Genomic DNA, 22,705 nt, shown 5'->3' with positions numbered 1-22,705 from the left:
AAGACATGAACTTTCGGAGATATCTGTACCGTGGAAAGGTAAATGCCTTGGCAGAAAGTATCCTTTTAGCGATGGGGCGAAATATCAATAAACTTCATTGTAAGATTCAGACAGGAAGGACGGGAAGTCACCTTTTTGCATTAAAAAAGGCATAGATTTTGATAATTGAAAATAAAACAGTTTGAAATAAGGCATGCTGAAAGGGATGCTTAGGGACGAACTGCGCTTGTAAAGAATGGCATCAAAATGGTAATCAATTTCGATGCCATTTTGGCATAAAAAGGGGCTGCCGCCCAGCAAAAATATTTGCTAATGCGACAGCCCCAGTGTTTATTTATCCAAAAATATTACTGTTCACTCTGTTCTCTGCAACACACTTCGCGATACACAAAATTTATCCTTTATCTTTTCAAGACTCCGATCCATCACTGCCTGTCATCTGTGCCTCAATAGCTTTTCCAAGGCGGTTATAGATCGTCACCGCATCCTCCACATGGAGTGGGCTTCCAGTATTTCCCGATGCGCCTGCCGTTACCAGTATGTATTCCCTGTCGTAGACCTCTGCAAAGCTTGCAAGACATAGACCCGCCTCGCTGGTATATCCTGTCTTGCCGCCCAGGATCTTGCCACCGGTAACGGAAGGGTCAGAAAGATTTTTGAACATGGTGCTGTAATATGTGATCCCGCTAGGATGGATATTCGTCACTCCTGTGGAATGCCGCGGACTCTCAATGATCTCTCTGAACGTATCGTTCCGAAGTGCATACCTGAGCAGCACCGCAATATCTCTCACTGTACTGTAATGATCCGGATCATGAAGCCCTGTCGTATCACAGAAATGTGTACCATTCATTCCAATCCTCTGTGCCTTCTTATTCATCAGCTCCACAAATCCATCCCTGGAACCGCCTACGGTATCCGCCAGTGCGATACAGCACTCCGCACCGGATGGCAGCATGGCACCATAAAGAAGGTCGATGGCCCGCACGGTCTCACCGGGCTGAAAGCCTGCCTGGGTGGCATCCTGCTCATAAAGCCCCTGGAACATTTCCTGGGTCAGAGTGATCTCCTGATCCAGATCATCCAGGTTCTCAATAGCCACGATCACCGTCATGATCTTCGTCATGGAAGCCGGATAGATTTTCTCATCACCCTTCATATTTCCGATGATCTTTCCGCCTTTTACCTGCATCAGCACTGCGTAGGGACTGTTGATACCGCTCATCTCAAGCTTACGGACAACCGGTCTCTGCAGAGACTCCATCCAGTCACCTACCCCTTTATTCCAGCCGATGATCACTACAAGTGTCAGGATCACGATAGCCTCTACCACCAGGCAGAGTATCATTTTTATTTTGTTTACCTGTTTTTTTATTTTCTTCGCTTTACGCTTTTTTGATCTCAATTTATACTCCCTGTTCCGACAAATTCATCTGTAAGTTTTACTTACAGAAACGTTTTCCCCATCTTTTTTATATTAACATGATTATTATTTTCTTCTGTAATATCTATATGAAAAAGCTCTGATGAGCTTTCGTTCTGTTACAACTCTGTTTGTGCCTTATTGTAGGATTTTTGCCCCCAAAAATCAAGGTGTATAAATGTATAAAAAAATACCCCATACAAAGTTTCCTCTGTACAGGGTATTTAAAATTTATTACTGAGCTAATTTAATCGGGTTAAGCTTAACACCAGGTCCCATTGTCGGAGCGATTGTAACGCTCTTCAGATACTGACCTTTCAGTGTGCTAGGTCTAGCCTTTGTGATAGCTCCCATAAGCGTCTGGAAGTTGTCGCTTAACTGCTCCTCGGTAAAGGAAGCCTTTCCGATCGGAACATGGATGATGTTGGATTTGTCAAGACGATACTCGATCTTACCTGCTTTAATGTCGTTAACAGCTTTTGTTACGTCCATTGTTACAGTACCAGCTTTCGGGTTTGGCATTAAACCTTTCGGTCCAAGTACACGACCAAGACGACCTACAACGCCCATCATATCCGGTGTTGCAACTACAACGTCAAAGTCAAGCCATCCCTCGTTCTGGATCTTCGGAATGAGGTCCTCAGCTCCTACGAAGTCTGCTCCTGCTGCCTTTGCCTCTTCTGCCTTAGCATCTTTAGCAAATACAAGTACACGAACTTTTTTACCTGTTCCGTGTGGCAGAACAACTGCTCCACGGATCTGCTGATCTGCGTGACGTCCATCGCAGCCTGTACGGATGTGAACTTCGATGGTCTCGTCGAACTTAGCTACAGCTGCTTTTTTAACAAGGCTGATAGCCTCTGGTGCATCATATAATGTTGCGCGGTCTACTGCTTTCGCAGCTTCCACATATTTCTTTCCTCGTTTCATTTCTATAACCTCCTGTGGTATTTGCGGGGAAAAGCCCTCCCACTTGAAAATTTCACTTTTTCTACGGGAACCCCGAACTTAAGCTTCGGTATTTATTAGTCTACGACTTCGATTCCCATACTTCTTGCTGTACCGGCGATCATACTCATAGCAGCCTCGATGGATGCTGCATTGAGGTCTTTCATCTTCAGCTCAGCGATCTCCTGAACCTGTGCCTTAGTAACTTTAGCTACTTTGGTCTTGTTCGGTGTACCGGAACCAGATTTGATGTTTGCAGCTTTCTTAAGAAGAACTGCTGCCGGCGGAGTCTTGGTTATGAAGCTGAAACTTCTGTCAGCGTAAACAGTGATGACAACCGGGATGATAAGATCTCCCTGATCAGCTGTTCTTGCGTTGAACTCCTTAGTAAACTGTACGATGTTTACACCATGCTGTCCAAGAGCCGGACCTACAGGTGGTGCTGGAGTTGCTTTACCAGCCGGAATCTGTAATTTGATATATCCTGTTACTTTCTTTGCCATTTTCGGCACCTCCTATGTGGTATTGGCGGGGGTGTGTCCCTCCCACTTGCTGTTACCTTGTTTTTGAATTACTCAGCTTTTTTGATTTCTGTGAAACTTATTTCTACCGGTGTTTCACGACCGAAAAGCTCAACATTGATCGTTACCGTCTGTTTCTGCATGTTGATACCTGTGATCACACCTGCGGTATCTTTCCATGCACCACCGGTAACGACTACCATGTCGCCCTCTGCGAAGTCCACTTCGATATCCGGTTTCTGGATACCAAGCGGCATCATTTCCTCTTCTGTAAGAGGCACAGGCTTTGATCCCGGTCCTACGAATCCTGTAACACCGCGGGTATTACGGACAACGTACCAGGTATCGTCATTCATCACCATATTGAGAAGCACATAGCCTGGAAACATCTTTTTCTGAACCTGTCTTGAGGTTCCGTTCTTCATCTCCACTACATCCTGCAGCGGAACACGTACCTCCAGGATCTGGTCTTCCAGGTGTCTGTTCTCGATCGTCTTTTCAATGTTGGCTTTTACCTTGTTCTCATACCCGGAATAGGTATGGACAACGTACCATTTTGCTGCTTCTGACATATAATCACCTTGTCCTTACTTCATTAAGAAATTAATGAATTCCAGAATTCCAGAATCCATTACACTGATAACCACTGCCAGGATGATCGTGATGATCACGACCACAACAGTCTGCTTTGCCAGTGTGGGACGGTCTGTCCAGACAATCTTCTCAAATTCTGACTGAAGTCCCTGAAACCAACTTTTCTTCTGCGGCTTATCCTCAGATTTCTGTTTTTCCATAGCATAACCTCACAAATCTCTGTGATTACTTTGTTTCCTTGTGCAGAGTGTGTGTATGACAGAACTTACAATATTTCTTGGTCTCCATTCTCTCAGGATGGTTCTTTTTCTCCTTCGTCATATTGTAGTTACGCTGCTTGCACTCGGTGCATGCTAATGTAATCTTAACGCGCACAACTTCCACCTCCAGTGTTTTCATTTGCATGGTCTTCTATGCCGCCCGGAACGTATATCCGTCGTCATTTTCGGGCATAAAAAAAAGACCTAACTTCCATGTCGCTCGTCAATTTTATCACAGAGCAGGTGTGCAAGTCAAGCCTTTTTCGCTTAAATATAAAGAATTTCACAGATTCCGTACGGACGTCTCAAGTGCGCAAACCCGATTCTGCTTCGCTGCATTTCGTTTTCGGGACGTCGCCCCTGTACAGAAAGTAATAAGAAGACCCTTATGTGCAGGCACAACATGTCTTCTTCTGTCTTCCTGCACACTTTCAACTTCTATTAAAAGTAGTCATAACCACCGTGGATATCCACCACACTGCCGTTCATATATCCGTTAGACAGCACTGCATAAGCCATATCCGCCACTTCCTCCACAGTTCCAAACCTGTGGAGTGCGATCTTCCGGTTGATACGGTCGTAGCTCTCCTGGGTGCGGGCGCTGTGCCACGGAGTTTCGATGAAGCCAGGTGCAATAGCGTTGACTGTGATGCCCTTTGGCTCAAATTCCTTTACCAGGGATCTTGTCAGAAAATGGATGGCTGCCTTGGTGACTCCATATACAAGGGAGGAAGAATACGCCTGCTGTCCTGCATAGGAACCGGTAAAGAGCACACTGCCGCCCTCTACCATCATGGATCTCAGCTCTTTGACCATAAATACAGGTACGGAAAGATTGGTGTTTACGATCCGTGTCCACTCCTCAAAGCTGTAGTCTTCATATTTTGCGTAGGTACTGATGCCGGCATTGCTTACAAGCCAGTCAATATGGTCTGTCTGCTTTTTCAGCTCCTCCACAAAAACCATCATCTCTTCATAGGAAGACATATCTGCCTTTATCAAAGTCACCTGAGATCTTTTTTCCTCAGGAAGACTCTCCTGAAACGACAGTGCCTTCTTCTCATCATGTCCATATGTTACGAAGATCCTGTCAGTTTTTGCCGACTCTGCCAGGATCTTTTCGGCGATCCCTCTTCCGATTCCGGAAGTACCGCCTGTGATCACAGTTATTTTTCCCATTTTACAGCTCCATCAGTTCATCAAATATCGGTTTCGGTATATAAGGCTGCTGATTGTGAATCGGCTCACCCAGACAGGTCTTCGGGTATGCGTAGGTTCCATGCTCCAGCATGATCTCCAGAAGCTCCGGTCCGTTCTGCTCCAGGAATCCACCGGCATATTTTTCCACGTCTTCTCCCTGGATGCGCTTTGCAGGAATTCCGTAAGCCTGCGCCACATCTGTAAAATCGCAGGACGAGAATCCGCTGCCATCGGAGGTATCCGCATATACACAGTCAAAATAATCTCTCTGAAGATGACGGATCATTCCCAGAGCCTCATTATTCATTACGATCATCTTCACTGGGATATTCTCACGCTTCACCCACTGCAGCTCCTGGATATTCATCTGGAAGGCTCCGTCTCCGCAGATACATGCCACCGGCTTGCCGGTAGCATAATAAGCTCCGATAGCCGCCGGAAGTGCATATCCCATAGCACCATGTCCGCCGGAAAAAAGTGTCTTCTGCCCCTGCTGATTGTGGAAGGACTGATAGCTCCATACCATATGCTGTCCCACATCCACAGCAACCGCTCCGGTATCGGAAAGCTGATCACTCAAATATGCGATCATGCGGTTCGGATACCGCTCCGGAGTCTCATCATCCACCTGTGTGAGTTCCTTCCGGATCTTCCGGCACACACCAAGCCAGTCCCCGTAAGAACTGATCTGATTCTCACTGTCCGCTAATCTCTCTGCCACATCCTCCGCACTTACGCAAAAACATTTCTCTCCCTCTCTGCCTTCATGTATCTCTCTCTGAAGGTTATAAGGATCAATGTCCACCCGCACGATCTGTGCGCCCCTGGCAAACTCATGAACTTTGGTTCCGATCTGACGTGTACACAGGGAAATTCCAAAGCACACAAGAAGATCACTCTTGGCATTGGCGATCATATTTGCATAACGATGTCCGTATGCGCCGCCAATACAACCACAGTTCAGCGGATCATCCCACGCAAGGACAGCTCTTGCCAGAACACTTGTGATCACCGGGATCTGATGTTTTCTCGCAATATCGATGAGGATTTTTTCCCCGGGGCCTGCTGCACCGTGGCCGATCATGAACACCGGCCGCTTCGCTGTTTTCAGTTTACATAAAATATCATCTACTGCAACATCCGCATCAGAAGAATCAGCTTTATCCACAGCCTCCCTGTAAAAAGCAACTCCGTTTCCACCATCTTTCCGATTGTATACAGCTACCTCTGTCTCCTCATCGGAAAACTTCATATCATAAACCGGATCACTGACTTCCCCTCTCTGGATATTCATCGGAAGGTCAATAAGAACCGGTCCTTTCCGGCCTGTATTGGCGATCTGCCATGCCAGATTCAGCTCTCTCACAATATCCTGTGCTTCCCGGATCTGCACTGCATATTTGGTCACAGGCTTCGCCATGGAAACAATATCAATTTCCTGAAATCCCTGCTGGCGAAGACCGTCGATCCCGGAATATTCATAAGTATTCAGCTGTCCGGTAATAAAAATCACAGGCAGAGAATCAAAATACGCATCAGCCACACCGGAAAGCAGGTTCACAGCACCCGGACCGCTGGTAGCATACGCACATGCACAGGACTCTTTGGCCTGTGCATAACCGCAGGCTGCAAAAGCCGCTCCCTGCTCATTATAACTGGAATGGCTTCTTGTATTGGGATTGTGCTCAATAGAATCCACCAGATGAGCGATCATAGTTCCCTGGTATCCAAAAAAATCATAAATTCCTTTTTTCTGAAGAAATTCTGTCACATAATCTGTAAGTTTCATTTTATCAGACATATTTTTTTACCTTTTCCAAAAATGATATCCGTCCTGTTTTCTCAAGATACTTCATATATAGATCCAGTATCTCCGGATCTGCTTCGAATATTTCATCATATTTCAGGCACTTGTTCATCATGCTTGTATATGCGGAAAATGTTTTCTCCAGTTCCATGTAATCTGCATTCTTATACAAATTACGAATATAATCACCCTTCTGTCTATATGCCCTTGCACAGGTATATTTCTTTCCGCAGAACTTCGCATAATCCCAACACTGGTTAAAATATTCCTTATAACCCATTTCAAACCTTCTGTGTTTTGCACGTTTTTTTCTGCTGGCAGCAAGACGTTTCAGTTCTTTGGACTGCTTCATAAATTCTTCACATGGAATCAACGCACTGCACATTACAGTTGGTGGCTGACGATAATTTTCCGGTGCCTTGTTTTTATATTTTTTTCCATAGGCTATCTGCAGATACTTATCTGTATTTCCCGGAACAAAAAATCTTTCACCCTCCAGTTCTACTTCCTGCGGAGTTTCAAAAATAGATGCTGGATAATAAAAATTGTTGTTCAAAAAACGTACCACATATGTTTTTGCATTTTCCTGTGGCTGATGGATAAGATCCCTGAATATTCTTTTCCCAAGCCATTCTCTCCCACATAAAGACAGAAAACGTACCATGCAGATACATGCAAAATCTCGCTTTGTCTTCCATCTGCCATTTTTTGCACAGATCTTTTTCCATCCATCCTCTAGCATACGATTCCAAAGATATTTCCTTTTAGGTCCATACTCACACTGCAGCGGCATAATATTTATTGCAATTCCCGGATACTGATACTTCCCGTAATCGTCCAGTTTATAAAACAGAGTGTCCTTATTAATATATCTGAGATGAAAACCCGGAAAACGTTTGTTATTATCCATAGATTCCAAAGCTCTTCTCAACTCCGGTTCCTCTTCAAAAACATTCTTGAATCTTTCCATATCCCCAGTTTTCATATATACAGCACCACTTGTAGGATTCTTTGGAAAAGAGCGTCCTGTTACAGCACACAGGGTAAAATATGGCGAAAGAAAATATGTGATCTTATTCTTTCTGCATATAGTGTCTATTTCTTTAAGAAGTTCCAGTATCGTCTGCTGTTCTCTTGTTAACACATTTTACCTCTTTTCTGCCGATTTACTATATTTGCAAATAGTTACAATATTCTCTCCAAAAGTTTCTCCAGATCTTTCTGGCTTTTATATTTACCTAACCAGGCATCAAGAAACTCTGTTGCATCTGTTCGCTTTGCAAAAAATCCGGCTCTTCTGCTTCCTTTGTAAAGATCTTCCAGAAAGATTCTGGACAACTCTGTTTTTATATAAGAATGCGGTTCATATTCCATAGCATGAAAATAATTTTCAAATGCAAGTTTTGTCTGTCCTTGTTTTTTACGAATATCACCAAGCAGTTTATACGTTTCACAATTCCATTGTTTACGCACCTGAAAATTTCTCATTTCTTCTGCAAGATATTCCAGATCACTTTCATCTTCTGTACATACAATTCTGGTACGAATCTCCGCAAGAGGTTCAGGATAACCAAATCTCTGCCATGCCTGGGTAAGTGCTTTTCTGTAAAATACTTCATCCGCAAGAGGTTTTTTCTCTATTTTATTCGAAATACCTATTTTTTTGTAAAGCTCTGTTACCAGTTCCTCAAGCTCTGTTCTGGTTCTGGCGCACTGTACTTTAGCTACATAAAAAGCCCCTTCTGCTTCTTTATCCTCCGGCATCAGTTTACACCACAGCTCCATCATAGAAACCGCCTGTGTTTTCTGTCGGTTCTGAAGAAGGTTCATACATTCTTCTATTGCCATATCTTTTTTCTCACAGAGAAGCTTATCTAATTCCAGCTGTACAATTCCATTTGTTGTACATTCTCTGGCTTTGGCATATTCAACCAATGCTTCATTCTGGAGACCTTTTTCCCACAACATATCACCCTTGTATTTCATAAAATATCCATCATCAGGAAAAAGCTGCAGACACTTTTCCAAAAACTCATCTGCTTCAGAAAATTTTCTATTCTGTTTGGCACGTGCTGTTACAAAACGGCATTTAAACTTTAAAAATCCCGGCGCATCCGGATAACGTTCCATGAGACCATTTACGATTTCTTCTGCCTGATCCATTTCTTTGAACTCATAATGGCTGGCAGCTTTTCTGAATAAATGGATATCTTCTACTGTTTTTTCCATTTCCGGCGTAAGATGATCCAGTTTTTTCCGAACTTCATACATACGCCATGCTTTTGCTACTCTTTCATGATAAATCAAAGTCAACATCGCAGCCTGAAAAATCTCGTCTGACACCTGGATCAAAGTTGGATGATAAAACGGATAAATCGAAAAATAATCTTCACGTCCCACAAATTCCGCACTGAGCTGAACCTGATAATATTTCTCAAACACTTCATTTAATATGCCATATTTTCTCTCTGCAATATATGTTTCCAGAGGTTTCTCCAATTTCAGAATCCTTGCTTCCAGATCCTTTCCCGTTACATCTGCACGAATCTTGTTTCGCTGTGCATCCAGACGGTGATTCTCTTTTGCGTGTAAAAGGCAGTAAAATTTACGGAATGTCATCTGTCTCCGAATACGCCCTTTACTGATTCTTGGCAGGTATTCATCACGAATTTCCTGATACGTAGCTCCCGGCACATAAACAGACTCATGGGACTCCCTTTCCCCATGAGGCGGTATATAAGACCATTCATCTCCGTAATGCCAGATCAGATAATCACTGGTTCTATTCGGAACCATGACTTTTTCCCCTTCAAAATTCATATATTTTACAGGGAACATCATATCTTTATCAAAAAGAAACGGGCATCCACCCCAGCGCATGGCATAACGATTACATTCTTCCTCCTTATAGGAAAACATGATCTTCTCAAGTTTCCTCAATGTTCTGTCTTTCCCGAAAAATGTATAGCGTATAAGCCAGTAAAGATACTTAAATGCCGAAATTTCCCAACGTATTCCAAATACTGCCCCTATATTAAGAAGATCTGTATAGATCATCATATGTGTCCTGTATTTTTCATATTCACGGTCATCATCAGGAATTGGATCCAATGTCAGCACATCGATGATCTCTCCAGCTTTGTCCTCTCCGATGATCTGATGCTTATGGATAGAACAGCTGTCTGTACTGGCATAACGCGGAAATCCATTCGTATATGTCCTGTCTACATCAGAACAGTGGATTGCCCGATTTGGCGGCATTTCTGTTTTACAGATCTCTACGAATTTATCCCAGTCACTTTTTGGCATGTAAATATCCACATCATCATCCCAGGGGATAAAACCTTCATTTCGAAGGACACCGATCAGGGTTCCCCCTGCCATCACATATCTAAGATTATGCTTTTTGCAGATTTCATCAATCTCTCGGAAGAGCTGCAAAAGAAGCTCCTGTTTTTCAGTCATCTGTCAACCTCTTTGATTAATTATTTTCAAAAGCTCAGCCAGAGTTTCTGATTCTTCATAAAAAAATCTCGTACATTCTGTCCGTCTGTCACGGATCATGATGACCAGCTCCTGAAGCAGATAGCGAAGACCATTTCCCTCAAAATTAAAGCTGTAGCGTTTCAGGAATTCCTGACCTTCTATTTTGGCTTCAAAATATCCGGTATTCCACCAGTCACCGGGTACGGTGATACGCCCCCTGGTTCCGATGATCGCAAGCTCGTTTTCCACATCCACCGTTGTTCCAATCTCAATGGTCGCTAGTGCCCGGAGATACTTCATCGTGATCATATCATAAATAAAGCAGCCGTCACTGCTTTTCACCGCATTGCTCTTCACCTCCAGGTAATCCTTACCGAGAAGCTTGATGCATGCACACAGCGCCTGGCTGACTGTTTCGCTGAAATTTTTTCCGCCCTCAAAATCATCCTGAGAAATCGCGCATTTTACAGCTACCACATCTCCCACAAGCGCTCCATGTGTCAGCCAGACAAGCTGCGTAAACGCGCGCAGATAGACCATGGTAAGCTTCTCTACCAGAACAACCTGATGTGCCTTTGCCAGTGCAAACAGCTCTCTTATCTCTTCCGGCTCCAGAGCCATAGGCGTGTCACTGATCACATATTTATCACATTCCAGTGCCTTTCGGATATAATCTGCCCTGTTTTTCAGACCGGATCGGATATAAATGATATCCAATCCTTCCAGAAACTGCCCGTAATCTGTACCATAAGAGTCAAGTTCGTATCTGTCACAGAATTCTCTCGCAACAAAAACGTCCTCGGAATACACACTTTCTACATGCAGTCCGCTGACATACTTGGACTCCATCACCATTTCGTTGTCCTCTGTATCATCCGTAACAATGCCCATGCTGTAGATCATACCCTCACTTCTGAGCTTGGTACTGGAAATATTTTTGGTACGTTCCAGATAAACGACCTCACAGTAATTCTTCAGATAATCAAATTTGCCACGCCAGTCCGAACCGACTACCAGAAGGTCGATATTGTATTTTGTAATGTCATTTAGCTTCTGCCCCTGATATTCCTCTACAATGATCTCATCCGCAAAACCAGTCTTGCGGACATTTTCGATACGCTTCAGAAGGCTGTCCTGTACATTCAGCTTGCCGCGTTCGATATCATAGCTTTCACTGGTGACACCCACAACAAGATAATCCCCCAGCTCCCTGGCTCTTTTCAGAATATTGTAATGTCCCTGGTGGAACAGATCAAAGGTACCGTAAGTAATGACTTTTTTCATTATTAATTTAATCCTGCGCTTTCTCTTCTTTATTTTTCAAAAGCACTTCCATTCCCCCCTGCGGTTCTGTGATCTCTAATATATCATCCAGGTCCTGGAGCTGCTCAAATTCCTGTGGAGCTCCGGCATCATCCATGCCTTCCTCCATCTCAAGATCCTCATCTACAAAGAAATCCTCGTCACGGATTTCTTCCGTCTCTTCTGTCTCATGTTCCAGTACAGCCGCCACATCGTCCTTCACCTTACGTGCATCTTCCTCGTCCAGAGTTGCCGCAAGCTCCTCAATGGCTTTCTTTCTTTTCAGTATGATCTCATAACGGTCATCTTCATCATATTCATCCTCAAGTCCTTCATCCTGCACCTGCTTCTCACGTTTGAACAGAATAAATGTAAGCAGGTTCAGTACCCCTCCGTAGAGGAAAGATACCGGCTTGCTTCCAAGGATCAGCACAAGCACCCAGGATACTCCGAAAAGCACCCAGACATTCAGCATCTGCGGGATGCTGAGAAGAAGCAGGCCGTTGAGTACGATCATGATCGGATAATGGAAAAAATAAATCCCCATGGTATTTCTTCCAACAAAGGTAACCGGCAGCTTCACATCCGGGATCAATGCCAGAAGCGTCAGCACCAGCACAAAAGATACCAGATACATCAGAAGGCGGATCAGCATTCCTGTGATATCATCCATTCCCGATAACTGATACGTATGATTCCCACGGAAAATATCTACCGGGATCTCATTGGCGATCATAAAATTCGGAACTGCATACAAAAGCAGGGCTGAAACCAGGAGCAGGATCCATTTACCCTTGAATTTACGGACCACGTCTGTGTAATCACTCTTCCACAGATAGCCTGCCACAAAAAACGGAAAAAATACAACAATCCTGGAGCTTGAAAGATAGGTCGTAAATTCCGGTCTTGTTCCTGCCCACAATGCAAAAATAATGCTCAGAGGCACGATAAAACGTATCTTGCCAAGTGCTTCGATAGTCAGCCTGTAGATAAACAATGCCAGCACATACCACATAACTGTTCCAGACGGACGGAGCAGCTCATAATCCATGCTTCTGCCGGTCCAGATATAAGCATACCAGGTCAGACTGTATCCAAGAATATAAGGGATCAGCAGATTCTTCACATTCTTCAGTACATCCTGTGGCTTCTTGGAAAGATATCCAGATATAAAAATAAAAGCAGGCATGTGAAAAATGGTGATCCCATACCATACATAACGCACCACCATGTCCACCTTGACCAGCTGAAATGCGATCAGATGATTAAATACGACAAGAAAGATCAGTACTACTTTAATGTTATCGACCAGGTAAGAATACGGAACTCCCTGGCTATCCGTTCTCTGTTTCATTTGTTTCCACCTTGTAATATTTGATAAAAGTATGAATAAATAATAACATATATTTATGAATTTGGAAATAAAGAATTAATATATGTCAGAATTATTCACCTCTTCCAGAATTTTTCAACGGTATTTCCATATCCCGTGGAGCGCATAGGAAACAAAGAAAAACAGACTCTTCAGCGGACCATATCCCACATACCGATACACCTGATAAGTCATTGCCGCAGACTTCAGCTTATTTCTGGATTTTCCCCCTTCACTGAGCCGGTATTTCAGGTAAGGTCTGTTGATCCCTGCTGCAAATCCTCCCTTTCTCAGGATCCGGAGCCAGGTAATGTAATCTTCATGGCTGTCATCATGCTCCATTGGAAACGCAAGTGCATCTTCTCTGCGCAGCAATACGGAAGAACAGTTGATGCTGTTATGCTTCAGAAGCTCCCTGTATGTGATCCGTTCCTTTACCGGAATATATTTGCCGGTAGTGCGCCCATCCGGCGTCATCAGCTCTCTTCCGGTGGAGCAGATCGCACAGCCGGTCTGTTCCATAACCTCTGTCTGGGCTTTCAGCTTGCCCTTTTCCCACCAGTCATCCGCATCCAGAAATGCGATATATTTTCCCCGGGCTTCCTTTACGCCCCGGTTTCTGGAACGGGCAGCCCCCATATTCTGTTCATTTTGGATATAACGGATCTTTCCGCTGTCCATATATTTCATTACAGCAAGTTCTGTGCCGTCTGCAGAACAGTCATCAATGACCAGCACTTCTACCGGAACCTCCTGTCCCAGTGCTGATTCGATCGCTTTTCCAATATATCTTTCCCCGTTATATACGGGCATCACTACGGAAACCAACGGCTTTTCCATAAAAACAACCTCCGTCCTCTCTATCCACAAAATGCGCGTCAGGATGATCTGCCGCAGCCTGACACGCATTTCGTTTCGTTACTTATTTTTTGTCTTCGGAATCCTTAAGAGCGTTCTTCTGATTATCATCCACGCCCTCGGAAACTTCTTTCTGGAAAAAGATCTTTACAGTCATAAACAGAAGCTTGATATCCAGAAGGAATGAATAATTTTCAATATAAAACAGATCCAGCTTCAGCTTATCATACGGTGTGGTGTTATATTTGCCATATACCTGAGCATAACCGGTCAGTCCGGCTTTTACCTTAAGACGATAGTGGAATTCCGGGATTTCCTGCTCATATTCCTGCATGATCACATCTCGTTCCGGACGTGGACCTACCAGAGACATATCACCCATAAACACGTTAAACAGCTGGGGAAGCTCATCCAGATGCAGGTTACGCAGAACATGTCCTACCGGTGTGATACGGGAATCGTGCTTGGACGCAAGACGCGCCCCGTTCTTCTCGGAATCCACACACATGCTTCGGAATTTCCGGATGCGGAATTCCTTTCCCTGATAGGTAAGACGATCCTGGAGATAAAATACCGGACCGCCGTCATAAGCCTTCACCGCAATGGCAATGATCAGCATGATGGGTGAGGATACGATGATCCCAAGTCCGGAAACAATGATATCCAGAACTCTCTTGGCTGCACGCTGCTCCATGGAAAGTCCCTGATTCCTGCACATCAGAAGCGGCGTATCAAACAGATGGATCCTGTCTGTTCCAAGCAGGATGATATCGGAAATCTTCGGGCTCATATAGCAGCGGATGGAATGAGAAAAACAGTATTTCAGATACCTGTTTCGGATCTGGGACGGAAGATCCCAGATGATCACGCCTTCATAATCTTCCATCATGGCATGGATCTTCTCTTCGCCCTCACGGATATGAACCTTACCGCTGATATCGTATTTATCCTTTCGAGTGTTCATCTTGTGGATCACATCACCGGGATCACGGTCTCCGTAGATCACCAGCAGCCTTCTGGCTCCGTACAGTCTGGAGTAAATATACCTGGAGCCCCAGATCCACAGTACCGTCACAACAAGCTGGACTCCGGTCATTTCGATCACCGGTCTGGCCAACATAAACCATCTGTTGATCAGTGTGATCTGAAAATACGTCACAACATTGGTACAGATCGTTGCCAGCGTCAATGAATAAAATACATCGATACGCTTCAGATAGCCTACCTTCAGACCTCCGTAAAGCTTGGCAAACATCAGATAGATCAGCGCATAGATCAGGATCATTACCCAGTTACCTTTTCTCCAGAATGGCTTCAGGATCAGGTCACTGTAAAAATCATACCATACATAAGCAAAGATCGCTGCCTGTGCGATTACGATCAGACTTGCCAGACAAAATACCACAAATCTCTTATAATCTTCTCTTTTACTTCTATTCACAGATTTTTCTTCCTTCCTGAGGAGTAGATATTAACTTCATCATTATAGCCAATATATACTCTTACGTCCAGAGATTCCTCTGATTTTTCTCCTGATATTTTCCTGTCAGGATGTTTTTTTCCGTGACTATAGCAAAAATCCCCAGGAGCTTACCCGGGGATTTTTGGCTGTATATATTTATTTTTCTTTTTCAGTTTCCACGCCTTTTCGAATTATTCATTCACCAGGTTATACTCTTCGATGGATTTGTTGATGGAATCTGCCATGTTTTTCACAGCCGTATCCACATCCTCTTTTCCGTTGAGCATGCTCTCAATCTCGGATTCCACGGTAGCTCTTGCCTCCGGGAATACACTTAACAGAGCGCCTACATAGTCGGCGGAAGAATCATGAAGCTGGTCGATCGCTGTCTGGAACTGCGGATATTTTGCAACATTATCCTTAAATACCTGCTCTTCCTGAGACTTTACAGTTACAGGGAAATATCCGGTCTGTGCGTTCCAGTAAGCCTGAGACTCCGGAGAGATCAGGAATTTTACGAACTCCCATGTTGCACGAAGCTTTTTCGGATCATTGTTGTTCAGTGCCCAAAGAGATGCACCTCCGATGGAAACACCGCCCTCGTCACTGGATTTGATCTTCGGGAAGTATGCAGTACCAACCTCAAATTTTCCGTTTACATCCTGAAGGATCTGTTTCAGGGAAGCTGTGGAGCCAAGAGTGATCGCAGATTTTCCTGCTGAGAAATCTGCCAGACCAGCATCGCCGCCTTTTCCTACGACCGGTGCGAAGCCCTTGTCGTTAAGATCCTTCCATGCTGTAAGGATATTCTTTGCAGCATCATTCTCGTCAAAAGCAACAGCTGTAGCAGCCTCTTTACGTCCGTTTCCGTTGTTTGCATACTCAAGGCCCTGCTTTCCGATAAACTGCTCGAAGAACCATCCGTAGATTCCAAGAGACATTACCTCGCCTGCGCCGCCTTTGTCCAGAAGATCCTGTCCGATCTCACCGATGCCCTCCAGGCTGTCCGGAATTTCTGTGATGCCTGCTTTATCAAACATATCCTTGTTGTAATACATGATCGGTGTGGAAGAGTTGAACGGCATGGAGTACAGCTCATTGTCGATGGTGTAGTATGCAGCCAGGTTCGGCTCGATCTCAGATACATCGTAGCTGTCTGCGTCGATCATCTGCTGCATAGGCACGATCCATCCGGAATCGATCATGAATCTTGTTCCGATTTCATATACCTGTACAAGATCCGCACCCATGTTTCCGATCTGTGCACTTTTCAGCTTGTTCAGGGAATCATCATATTCACCCTGATACTGAGCATCTACCGTAATTCCGTATTCGTTCTCATCGTTGAATTTTTTTACCAGTGTATCGATCGCCTCGCCATTGACACCACCCATGGAATGCCAGAAGGTAATGGTAGTTCCGTCTACATCGGAAGCATCTGCCATTTCTACTTTTTCATCTGTGCCGGCATCTGCGGCGAATACAGTTACTCCGGAAAGAGAACCGATAGTCATTGCTGTGGTAAGGAAAGCTGCGATGATTTTTTTCTTCATAACTTTTTTCTCCTCTTGAAAAATTTTCTCTTTTTTCATTTTTTTATATAAGATGAACTGCCCGTCTTACGACTTTGCAGTATCTTTTTGCAATATTTTCCCCTTACAGCAGGATGCTGCAGGGTTGCTGCCTGCTCCGATATCAGCCCTTGACTGCACCCGAGAACATTCCTCTGATCAGCTGTTTCTGTCCAACGATAAAAATGGAAATGGACGGAATGATGATCATAACAACGCCTGCGATCATCAGGGTGATGGACTGTGAATCCACACTATCCAGCATACTGATACCGATCTGAACGGTTCTCATATTGTTGGAGCCTGTTACAAGCAGCGGCCACATGTACATATTCCATGCGTTGATAAAGGTATACACTGCCATAGCGCCAATAGCGGATTTTGTCAGCGGAAGCAGGATCCTTACGATAAATTTCAGATTGCTGCAGCCGTCAAGCTTTGCCGATTCATACAGTGAGATCGGGAAAGTCATGTAAAACTGACGGAACAGGAAAATTCCCATTGCGGATGTAAGGTAAGGCACGATCAGTACCTGATAAGTATCCAGCATTCCCCAGCTTGATACCGTCAGGTAGTTGGAAATGATCGTTGCCTCTCCCGGAACCATCATGGTTGCCATCACAACCATGAAGAGAATACCTTTTCCTTTGAATTCCAGGAAAGAAAACGCAAAAGCAGCAAGAGAACAGGTAATGATCTGTCCGATGGTAATGCATCCCGCCATGATAAAGGAATTCAATATGAATCGGAGAAGTGGAACGGTGCGGAATGCATTGATAAAGTTGGAAAAGGTCGGATTCTTGGGAAAGAGATTCAACTCTGTAGTAAACAGTTCACTGGAAGGCATCAGTGCAATACTGATGGCATAAAGCAATGGAAGCAGGACCAGAACCGCAAACACAACATTTGCCGTAACACGGAGTGCTGTTCTTGTCCTTCTCTTTGCAAGAGCCTTTGCATTCATAGCTTTTTTCAGCTCCAGAAGCTCCTCTTTTGACATGTTTCCCACTGCCGGGACTGCCATATTTTCCATCTGGCTCATCAGTAATTCACTCCCTTCTTCTCAATACGGAACATGATCAGTGTGATGATCATGATGATCACAAACAGGATAACAGACTGGGCTGCCGCACTTCCGAAGCGGTAGTTAAAAAACGCATCCCTGTAAATGGAATAAACAATAACATTGGTAGACTCATTAGGACCACCCTCTGTCAGGATCTTGATCTGTCCAAAGGACTGAAATGCCTGTATGATATTTACCACCAGTGTGTAAAACATGATCGGGGAAAGTCCCGGAAGCGTCAGGCTGAAAAACTGCTGCACACTGCTGGCTCCATCTACAGAAGCTCTCTCATAAATGGTCTCATCAATATTCCCGAGTCCTGCGGAAAAATACAGGAAATTGATCCCGCTGTTCAGCCACGCAGTAAGAATGGCTACGCAGATCAGAGCCGTGTTCGGATCGTTCAGCCAGTTGATATCCAGGCCGGTAAGCTTATTCACAATACCTACTGCCGGGTGGAGCATGATCTGGAAGATCATTGCCGCAGAACTGGATGCAATAGCCATTGGCAGAGCATAGGATGTGCTGAACACCCGGATTCCCGGAAACGCCTTGTTACAAAGCACTGCTGCGATCAGACCAAGAAGCATGCCGCCGACCACAACGATCAGCACAAAGATCAGCGTTACCTTCAGACTGTTGATAAAGGATGCTGACTGAAGCAGCTCTTTATAATTGCCCAGACCAACGTACAGCTTTGCCTGTCCCATCTTGTTGGTCTTGTAAAGACTTAAATAAATTGTTTTCACAAACGGATAAAACAGAAAAATTCCAAAAATAAGCATACAAGGCACCAGATATAAGTACGGTGTGATCTTGCTTTTGCTGTTATTTTCCATAACTATTTCTCCTCCTTGCATAATCAGATTCTATCTACAGGCTGATCTGCCTGTACTCAAGCTCTTCCGTGACATAAATTCATGACACAAAAATATTTTCTTCTGTCTCCGGATCAAACACATGGGCCTTCTCCATATCAAAATACAGAGAAACCTTCTCCCCTACCTGTGTCTGATTTTCCGGACTTAAGCGGACTGCCAGGGTTTTGCCCTGCTCATCAAAATAGAGGATCACTTCCGCTCCCAGCATCTCCCGGTTTACTACAGGCTCATCTACATCTACGCTTTCATTTTCAATACCAAGCTTTTTCGCCTCATCAAACTCGTAGATATCCTCCGGACGGATTCCGAGGATCACGTGTCTGCCGTTATATCTGTCTGCGATCTGTTTTCCTCTGGTTCCGTCCAGATAAACCTTTTTCACAGTTTTGGCATCATCCAGAAGAAGGGCCGTGCGATTATTTTCTTCTGCTTTTACCGTACACCGGAAAAAGTTCATGGACGGAGAACCAAGGAAGCCTGCTACGAAAAGATTTACCGGATTGTCATAAATACTCTGCGGCGCTCCCACCTGCTGGATCAAGCCATCCTTCATGACCACGATCTTAGTCCCAAGAGTCATGGCCTCTGTTTGGTCGTGCGTTACATAAATAATGGTGGTGTCCAGCTGTTTATGTAATTTCACAAGCTCCACACGCATCTGAGCACGAAGCTTTGCATCCAGATTGGAAAGGGGCTCATCCATGAGAAAGGCTTTCGGCTTCCGGATAATTGCACTTCCAATGGCAACTCGCTGTTTCTGACCGCCGGAAAGAGCCGCCGGCCTCCGGTCAAGAAGCTGGTCGATCTCCAGGATCTTTGCCACCTCATGGACCTTTCTGTCGATCTCATCCTTCGGAAGCTTACGGATCTTCAGGGCGTATGCCATATTTCCATAAACTGTCATGTTCGGATATAAGGCATAGTTCTGGAACACCATGGACATTCCCCTCTCCTTCGGTTCCAGATAATTGGAAAGCTCACCGTCGATCCACAGCTCGCCGTCTGTAATCTCCTCCAAGCCTGCGATGATACGCAAAGTGGTGGATTTTCCACATCCGGACGGACCTACAAAGATCACAAACTCTTTATCATGTATATCAAGATTAAAATCCTTCACACCGTAATGCTCCGAATCAAATTGCTTACATACATTTCTAAGTGCAATTTCTGACATTACTTATCTCCTTTCTCTTCTCTCGCTCACATAGTTTGTAGTATAGGATTTTTTCGGCTGTTCAGATATCGTGGTTGAGATAAAGATTTGTGAATTGTATGTTAAATTGTTTCAGAAATTATATGCAATTCCGTTAAATTCTTTCTCCAGAGTAAAATACCCATCGCATTATGTTGCCACCTTCTTTCGCCGTCATCTCTGTCCTGCATCATATCTTCCAATTTTTATTACATTGATCACAACAGCTCTCTCCAATATGTCAGCAATATGGATATTTCCCGTCTCCTCGCATATCTGAATCAAATAAAAATAGAATATTCATATTTAATACTTGCCTCTCTTCCAGATAAATGACAACTTTCAGGCTTTTATGATCACTTGATTTGTGCATTTTTTTATGTTGTTTTAATTTTTTCTGTAAAATCTCAAATATATGCTTTGTTTTTGTCTAATTTTACCCTTGAAGTTTTGTATATAAGTCAAACAATACAAAATATTGTTCTTAAATTTTCTAACTTTTTGTTAGCCACCTCGTCCGAGAAGTGCTATAATAATCCCAATCAGAAAAGAAATGCAGAATTCGTGTTACTGCGAACAGCGCGAACAGCAACATTACCGGAATCCATGCATCAGGAGGAGGAATTTGACATGATCACATTGAAAGCAGAGAAAAGAAACCCGAATGTAAAAGCTAAAAAATTAAGACGTGAGGGTTACGTCACAGGAATTCTTAGTGGAAAAGAAATGAAAGAGCCTGTAGCACTTCAGTTTAACGGTGCCGAGGCAGCCAAATTCATTAAAGCAAATAAAGAAGGTACACAGGTTTACCTGGACATCGAAGGCGAAAAAGTTGATGCCCTGGTAAAAAATATTGACTATAATCCAATTGAAAAACAGCTGATGGCTCTGGATTTCCAGGCACTGGTAGCCGGTGAGAAGGTTTCCACAACAGTCGCTGTCAAACTGGAGCACACCGACATGGTTCAGGGTATCGTTGAGCAGGAAATGGAAGAGATCCACTACAAAGCAGATCCGGCCAACCTTCTTGACACCATCGTCATCGACTTCAACGGCTATCCTGCAGACGTCCGTGATATCCATGTAAAAGACCTCCCGATCCCGGAAGGTAAACACGTTCACTTCATTACACCTGAGGATGCAGTTGTTGTTCATATCGGTGAGTATGAGGCAGCTCCGGAAGAGGATGAGGACGCTGAAGGCGCTGAAGCTGAAGCGAAATAATTTTATAATTTCATATGAAATATTTCAGGGGATTGCCTGGTGGCAATCCCCTGGTTTTATTTACATAATTCTAAGAATGTTATTTCATTTGTAATTTCTTTATCTCATCCAGCGGCAACCCGGAAAAATTAGAGATATCTTCCAGTGTAAATCTGCTGTCTTTGAGCATTTTCTATGCTGTAAGCAGCGCCTGTTTCTGAAGCCCAATACTTTCACCCTCTGTAAACCCCTGTGTTCTGCCTTCTGCTCTTGCATCATCACACATTTCCTGTACAGCCTGACACATATCAACACTCCTTAATAAATTTTTGTTAGCAATCTATAAACGCTCCGTCAAAAACTGCCCTACGGCGTATCGGCTTCGCCTTGTTTCTTAACCTCACTCTACTACTAAACGATTATATACAGATTTTATTATCACATTACTATATGTATCGGAAGCAAGGTTCTCTTTAATGTTCCTTATTTCCTTATGATAATCTCCTTTATCAATCTGATTTCTATAAATGACTTTCTTACAATTTGCAAATTGAATAGTCACTTCCGAAAATATTTCTTCACCATCTATATCAGTAATGATGCCTTCTCCCAGTTCTTTGTGGATAAGATGTTGTCCCACCATAATTTCTTTTTGATTTATATTTCCAGAATAATTGTCCACTATATATTGAATAAATGAATTTAATATGTAAATATAATCTTCAAAATTGTTTTCTATTTTTTTAAAACACCTATTTCTCCATTCTACAGAACTTCCATTTTGGTCATACAACAAATTTATTTCTGAACAAATATAAGAAACACCTGGAACAATGAAATAAGAAAATTGCTTAGGTGCAATTAACTTTTGACGTTTAGACCAAAAAGCGTTTTTTCCAATCAATATATGAAGTAATAAATGTTCAATATAATTACAATAAACTAGACGTTCTGCTTTTTGGTACTCAAACGGTTGTTCTAATGCACATCCTATATGCGAAAGCATATAGCCTTTATCTTCATCTATATGATGACAAAATAACCCTTCTTTAGTTCTTGAAATTCGCTTACTTTTAGTTTTACAAGTAGCATTTGTAAAATAATCATATTTAGCTGGTCCATATTTCTTTAATAAATATGACACAAATTCATCGTAATTCATTTCCATCTCTTGCTCAAAATGTTCTAATTTGCAATCATACCGGGGGAAGAAATCTTTGACGTGCAACCTCCTTTTTGTCTGGATTTTGGCAGAGCCCCAAAGTTGGTACCCTGCCCTTTTTGGACAAAACAAAAGAGCCTGAATGCCTTGATTTTAAAGGCTTTCAGGCTCCTAAGGAGCAGGGGATGAGAGAATCGAACTCCCACCAAAGGTTTTGGAGACCCCTATCATACCATTTGACCAATCCCCTATATACAAGAAAAAGTGGCTGTTGGCCACAAATTCTTTTACATTGTACTCTCAAAACTACATACATGCTTGTTGATCGTTAATCAAACTCTTGAATCAATTCTTAACCTGCGTTTCTTGGTCAAGCCCTCACCCGATTAGTAACAGT

Annotated in this window: 20 protein-coding genes and 1 tRNA gene; 1 reads left to right on the top strand and 20 read right to left on the bottom strand. The window is 43.5% G+C overall.

All coding sequences use genetic code 11. The features are described from left to right. Positions 1 to 409: 409 nt before the first annotated feature. From BLP57_RS16120 to BLP57_RS16035, 18 genes are all read right to left on the bottom strand, one after another. Complete coding sequence (locus BLP57_RS16120; RefSeq protein WP_330389498.1) at positions 410 to 1,405, bottom strand: D-alanyl-D-alanine carboxypeptidase family protein; 996 nt, start codon at positions 1,403 to 1,405, stop codon at positions 410 to 412. A gap of 252 nt (positions 1,406 to 1,657) precedes the next feature. Beyond that, the gene (gene rplA, locus BLP57_RS16115; RefSeq protein ID WP_015525334.1) at positions 1,658 to 2,353 is read right to left on the bottom strand and encodes a 50S ribosomal protein L1; all 696 of its coding nucleotides are present in this window, start codon (positions 2,351 to 2,353) and stop codon (positions 1,658 to 1,660) included. 95 nt (positions 2,354 to 2,448) lie between these two features. Beyond that, positions 2,449 to 2,874, bottom strand: coding sequence for a 50S ribosomal protein L11 (gene rplK / locus BLP57_RS16110; protein ID WP_015525333.1), 426 nt, complete (start codon positions 2,872 to 2,874; stop codon positions 2,449 to 2,451). 68 nt (positions 2,875 to 2,942) lie between these two features. Beyond that, positions 2,943 to 3,464, bottom strand: coding sequence for a transcription termination/antitermination protein NusG (nusG, locus tag BLP57_RS16105; RefSeq protein WP_015525332.1), 522 nt, complete (start codon positions 3,462 to 3,464; stop codon positions 2,943 to 2,945). 15 nt (positions 3,465 to 3,479) lie between these two features. Next, positions 3,480 to 3,686: a preprotein translocase subunit SecE gene (gene secE / locus BLP57_RS16100; RefSeq protein ID WP_015525331.1), complete on the bottom strand. Its 207-nt coding sequence runs from the start codon at positions 3,684 to 3,686 to the stop codon at positions 3,480 to 3,482. Positions 3,687 to 3,711: 25 nt separating this feature from the next. Continuing rightward, positions 3,712 to 3,861 carry a 50S ribosomal protein L33 gene (gene rpmG, locus BLP57_RS16095; protein ID WP_044961412.1) on the bottom strand — a complete coding sequence of 50 codons (150 nt, stop codon included), beginning with the start codon at positions 3,859 to 3,861 and terminating at the stop codon, positions 3,712 to 3,714. 326 nt (positions 3,862 to 4,187) lie between these two features. Next, entirely contained in the window at positions 4,188 to 4,925 is a 738-nt protein-coding gene (locus BLP57_RS16090) for an SDR family NAD(P)-dependent oxidoreductase (protein ID WP_015525329.1), read from the bottom strand. A gap of 1 nt (position 4,926) precedes the next feature. After that, positions 4,927 to 6,735 carry a thiamine pyrophosphate-binding protein gene (locus tag BLP57_RS16085; protein WP_092073245.1) on the bottom strand — a complete coding sequence of 603 codons (1,809 nt, stop codon included), beginning with the start codon at positions 6,733 to 6,735 and terminating at the stop codon, positions 4,927 to 4,929. A 4-nt stretch (positions 6,736 to 6,739) separates the two neighbouring features. Next, on the bottom strand, positions 6,740 to 7,897 hold the full coding sequence (locus tag BLP57_RS16080) for a LicD family protein (RefSeq protein ID WP_092073242.1): 1,158 nt from the start codon (positions 7,895 to 7,897) through the stop codon (positions 6,740 to 6,742). 41 nt (positions 7,898 to 7,938) lie between these two features. Beyond that, positions 7,939 to 10,218: a LicD family protein gene (locus tag BLP57_RS16075; RefSeq protein WP_092073239.1), complete on the bottom strand. Its 2,280-nt coding sequence runs from the start codon at positions 10,216 to 10,218 to the stop codon at positions 7,939 to 7,941. A gap of 3 nt (positions 10,219 to 10,221) precedes the next feature. Further along, positions 10,222 to 11,523, bottom strand: a complete 1,302-nt coding sequence (locus BLP57_RS16070; protein ID WP_015525326.1) for an adenylyltransferase/cytidyltransferase family protein — start codon at positions 11,521 to 11,523, stop codon at positions 10,222 to 10,224. 7 nt (positions 11,524 to 11,530) lie between these two features. Continuing rightward, the gene (locus BLP57_RS16065; protein WP_092073236.1) at positions 11,531 to 12,895 is read right to left on the bottom strand and encodes an acyltransferase family protein; all 1,365 of its coding nucleotides are present in this window, start codon (positions 12,893 to 12,895) and stop codon (positions 11,531 to 11,533) included. 114 nt (positions 12,896 to 13,009) lie between these two features. Next, positions 13,010 to 13,753 (bottom strand): glycosyltransferase family 2 protein, encoded by a 744-nt coding sequence (locus BLP57_RS16060; RefSeq protein WP_059086347.1) that lies wholly within the window; start codon positions 13,751 to 13,753, stop codon positions 13,010 to 13,012. Between the two features lie 82 nt (positions 13,754 to 13,835). Then, the gene (locus tag BLP57_RS16055) at positions 13,836 to 15,212 is read right to left on the bottom strand and encodes a sugar transferase (RefSeq protein ID WP_092073233.1); all 1,377 of its coding nucleotides are present in this window, start codon (positions 15,210 to 15,212) and stop codon (positions 13,836 to 13,838) included. A gap of 212 nt (positions 15,213 to 15,424) precedes the next feature. Next, entirely contained in the window at positions 15,425 to 16,786 is a 1,362-nt protein-coding gene (locus tag BLP57_RS16050; RefSeq protein ID WP_022427090.1) for an ABC transporter substrate-binding protein, read from the bottom strand. Between the two features lie 142 nt (positions 16,787 to 16,928). Continuing rightward, positions 16,929 to 17,846 (bottom strand): carbohydrate ABC transporter permease, encoded by a 918-nt coding sequence (locus tag BLP57_RS16045; RefSeq protein WP_092073230.1) that lies wholly within the window; start codon positions 17,844 to 17,846, stop codon positions 16,929 to 16,931. After that, entirely contained in the window at positions 17,846 to 18,709 is an 864-nt protein-coding gene (locus BLP57_RS16040; protein WP_015525321.1) for a carbohydrate ABC transporter permease, read from the bottom strand. The genes BLP57_RS16045 and BLP57_RS16040 overlap by 1 nt, the downstream gene beginning before the upstream one ends. 79 nt (positions 18,710 to 18,788) lie before the next feature. Continuing rightward, entirely contained in the window at positions 18,789 to 19,925 is a 1,137-nt protein-coding gene (locus BLP57_RS16035; protein WP_021651250.1) for an ABC transporter ATP-binding protein, read from the bottom strand. A 648-nt stretch (positions 19,926 to 20,573) separates the two neighbouring features. On the opposite strand from BLP57_RS16035, the gene BLP57_RS16030 reads away from it, so the two are divergent. After that, positions 20,574 to 21,167, top strand: a complete 594-nt coding sequence (locus BLP57_RS16030) for a 50S ribosomal protein L25 (protein WP_092073227.1) — start codon at positions 20,574 to 20,576, stop codon at positions 21,165 to 21,167. Positions 21,168 to 21,546: 379 nt separating this feature from the next. Here the strand turns inward: BLP57_RS16030 and BLP57_RS16025 are convergent, their stop codons facing one another. Together BLP57_RS16025 and BLP57_RS16020 are read right to left on the bottom strand one after the other, a co-directional pair. After that, positions 21,547 to 22,308 carry a hypothetical protein gene (locus tag BLP57_RS16025; RefSeq protein WP_139148865.1) on the bottom strand — a complete coding sequence of 254 codons (762 nt, stop codon included), beginning with the start codon at positions 22,306 to 22,308 and terminating at the stop codon, positions 21,547 to 21,549. A 179-nt stretch (positions 22,309 to 22,487) separates the two neighbouring features. Beyond that, positions 22,488 to 22,558, bottom strand: a tRNA-Trp gene (locus BLP57_RS16020). Positions 22,559 to 22,705 lie beyond the last annotated feature (147 nt).

Origin of the sequence: Blautia sp. SF-50 (assembly GCF_900101315.1) — a bacterium.
GTDB classification, from domain to species: domain Bacteria; phylum Bacillota; class Clostridia; order Lachnospirales; family Lachnospiraceae; genus Blautia_A; species Blautia_A fusiformis.
Note: the sequence above shows the minus strand (reverse complement) of the source record. Positions and strands in the feature narration are given on the sequence as shown.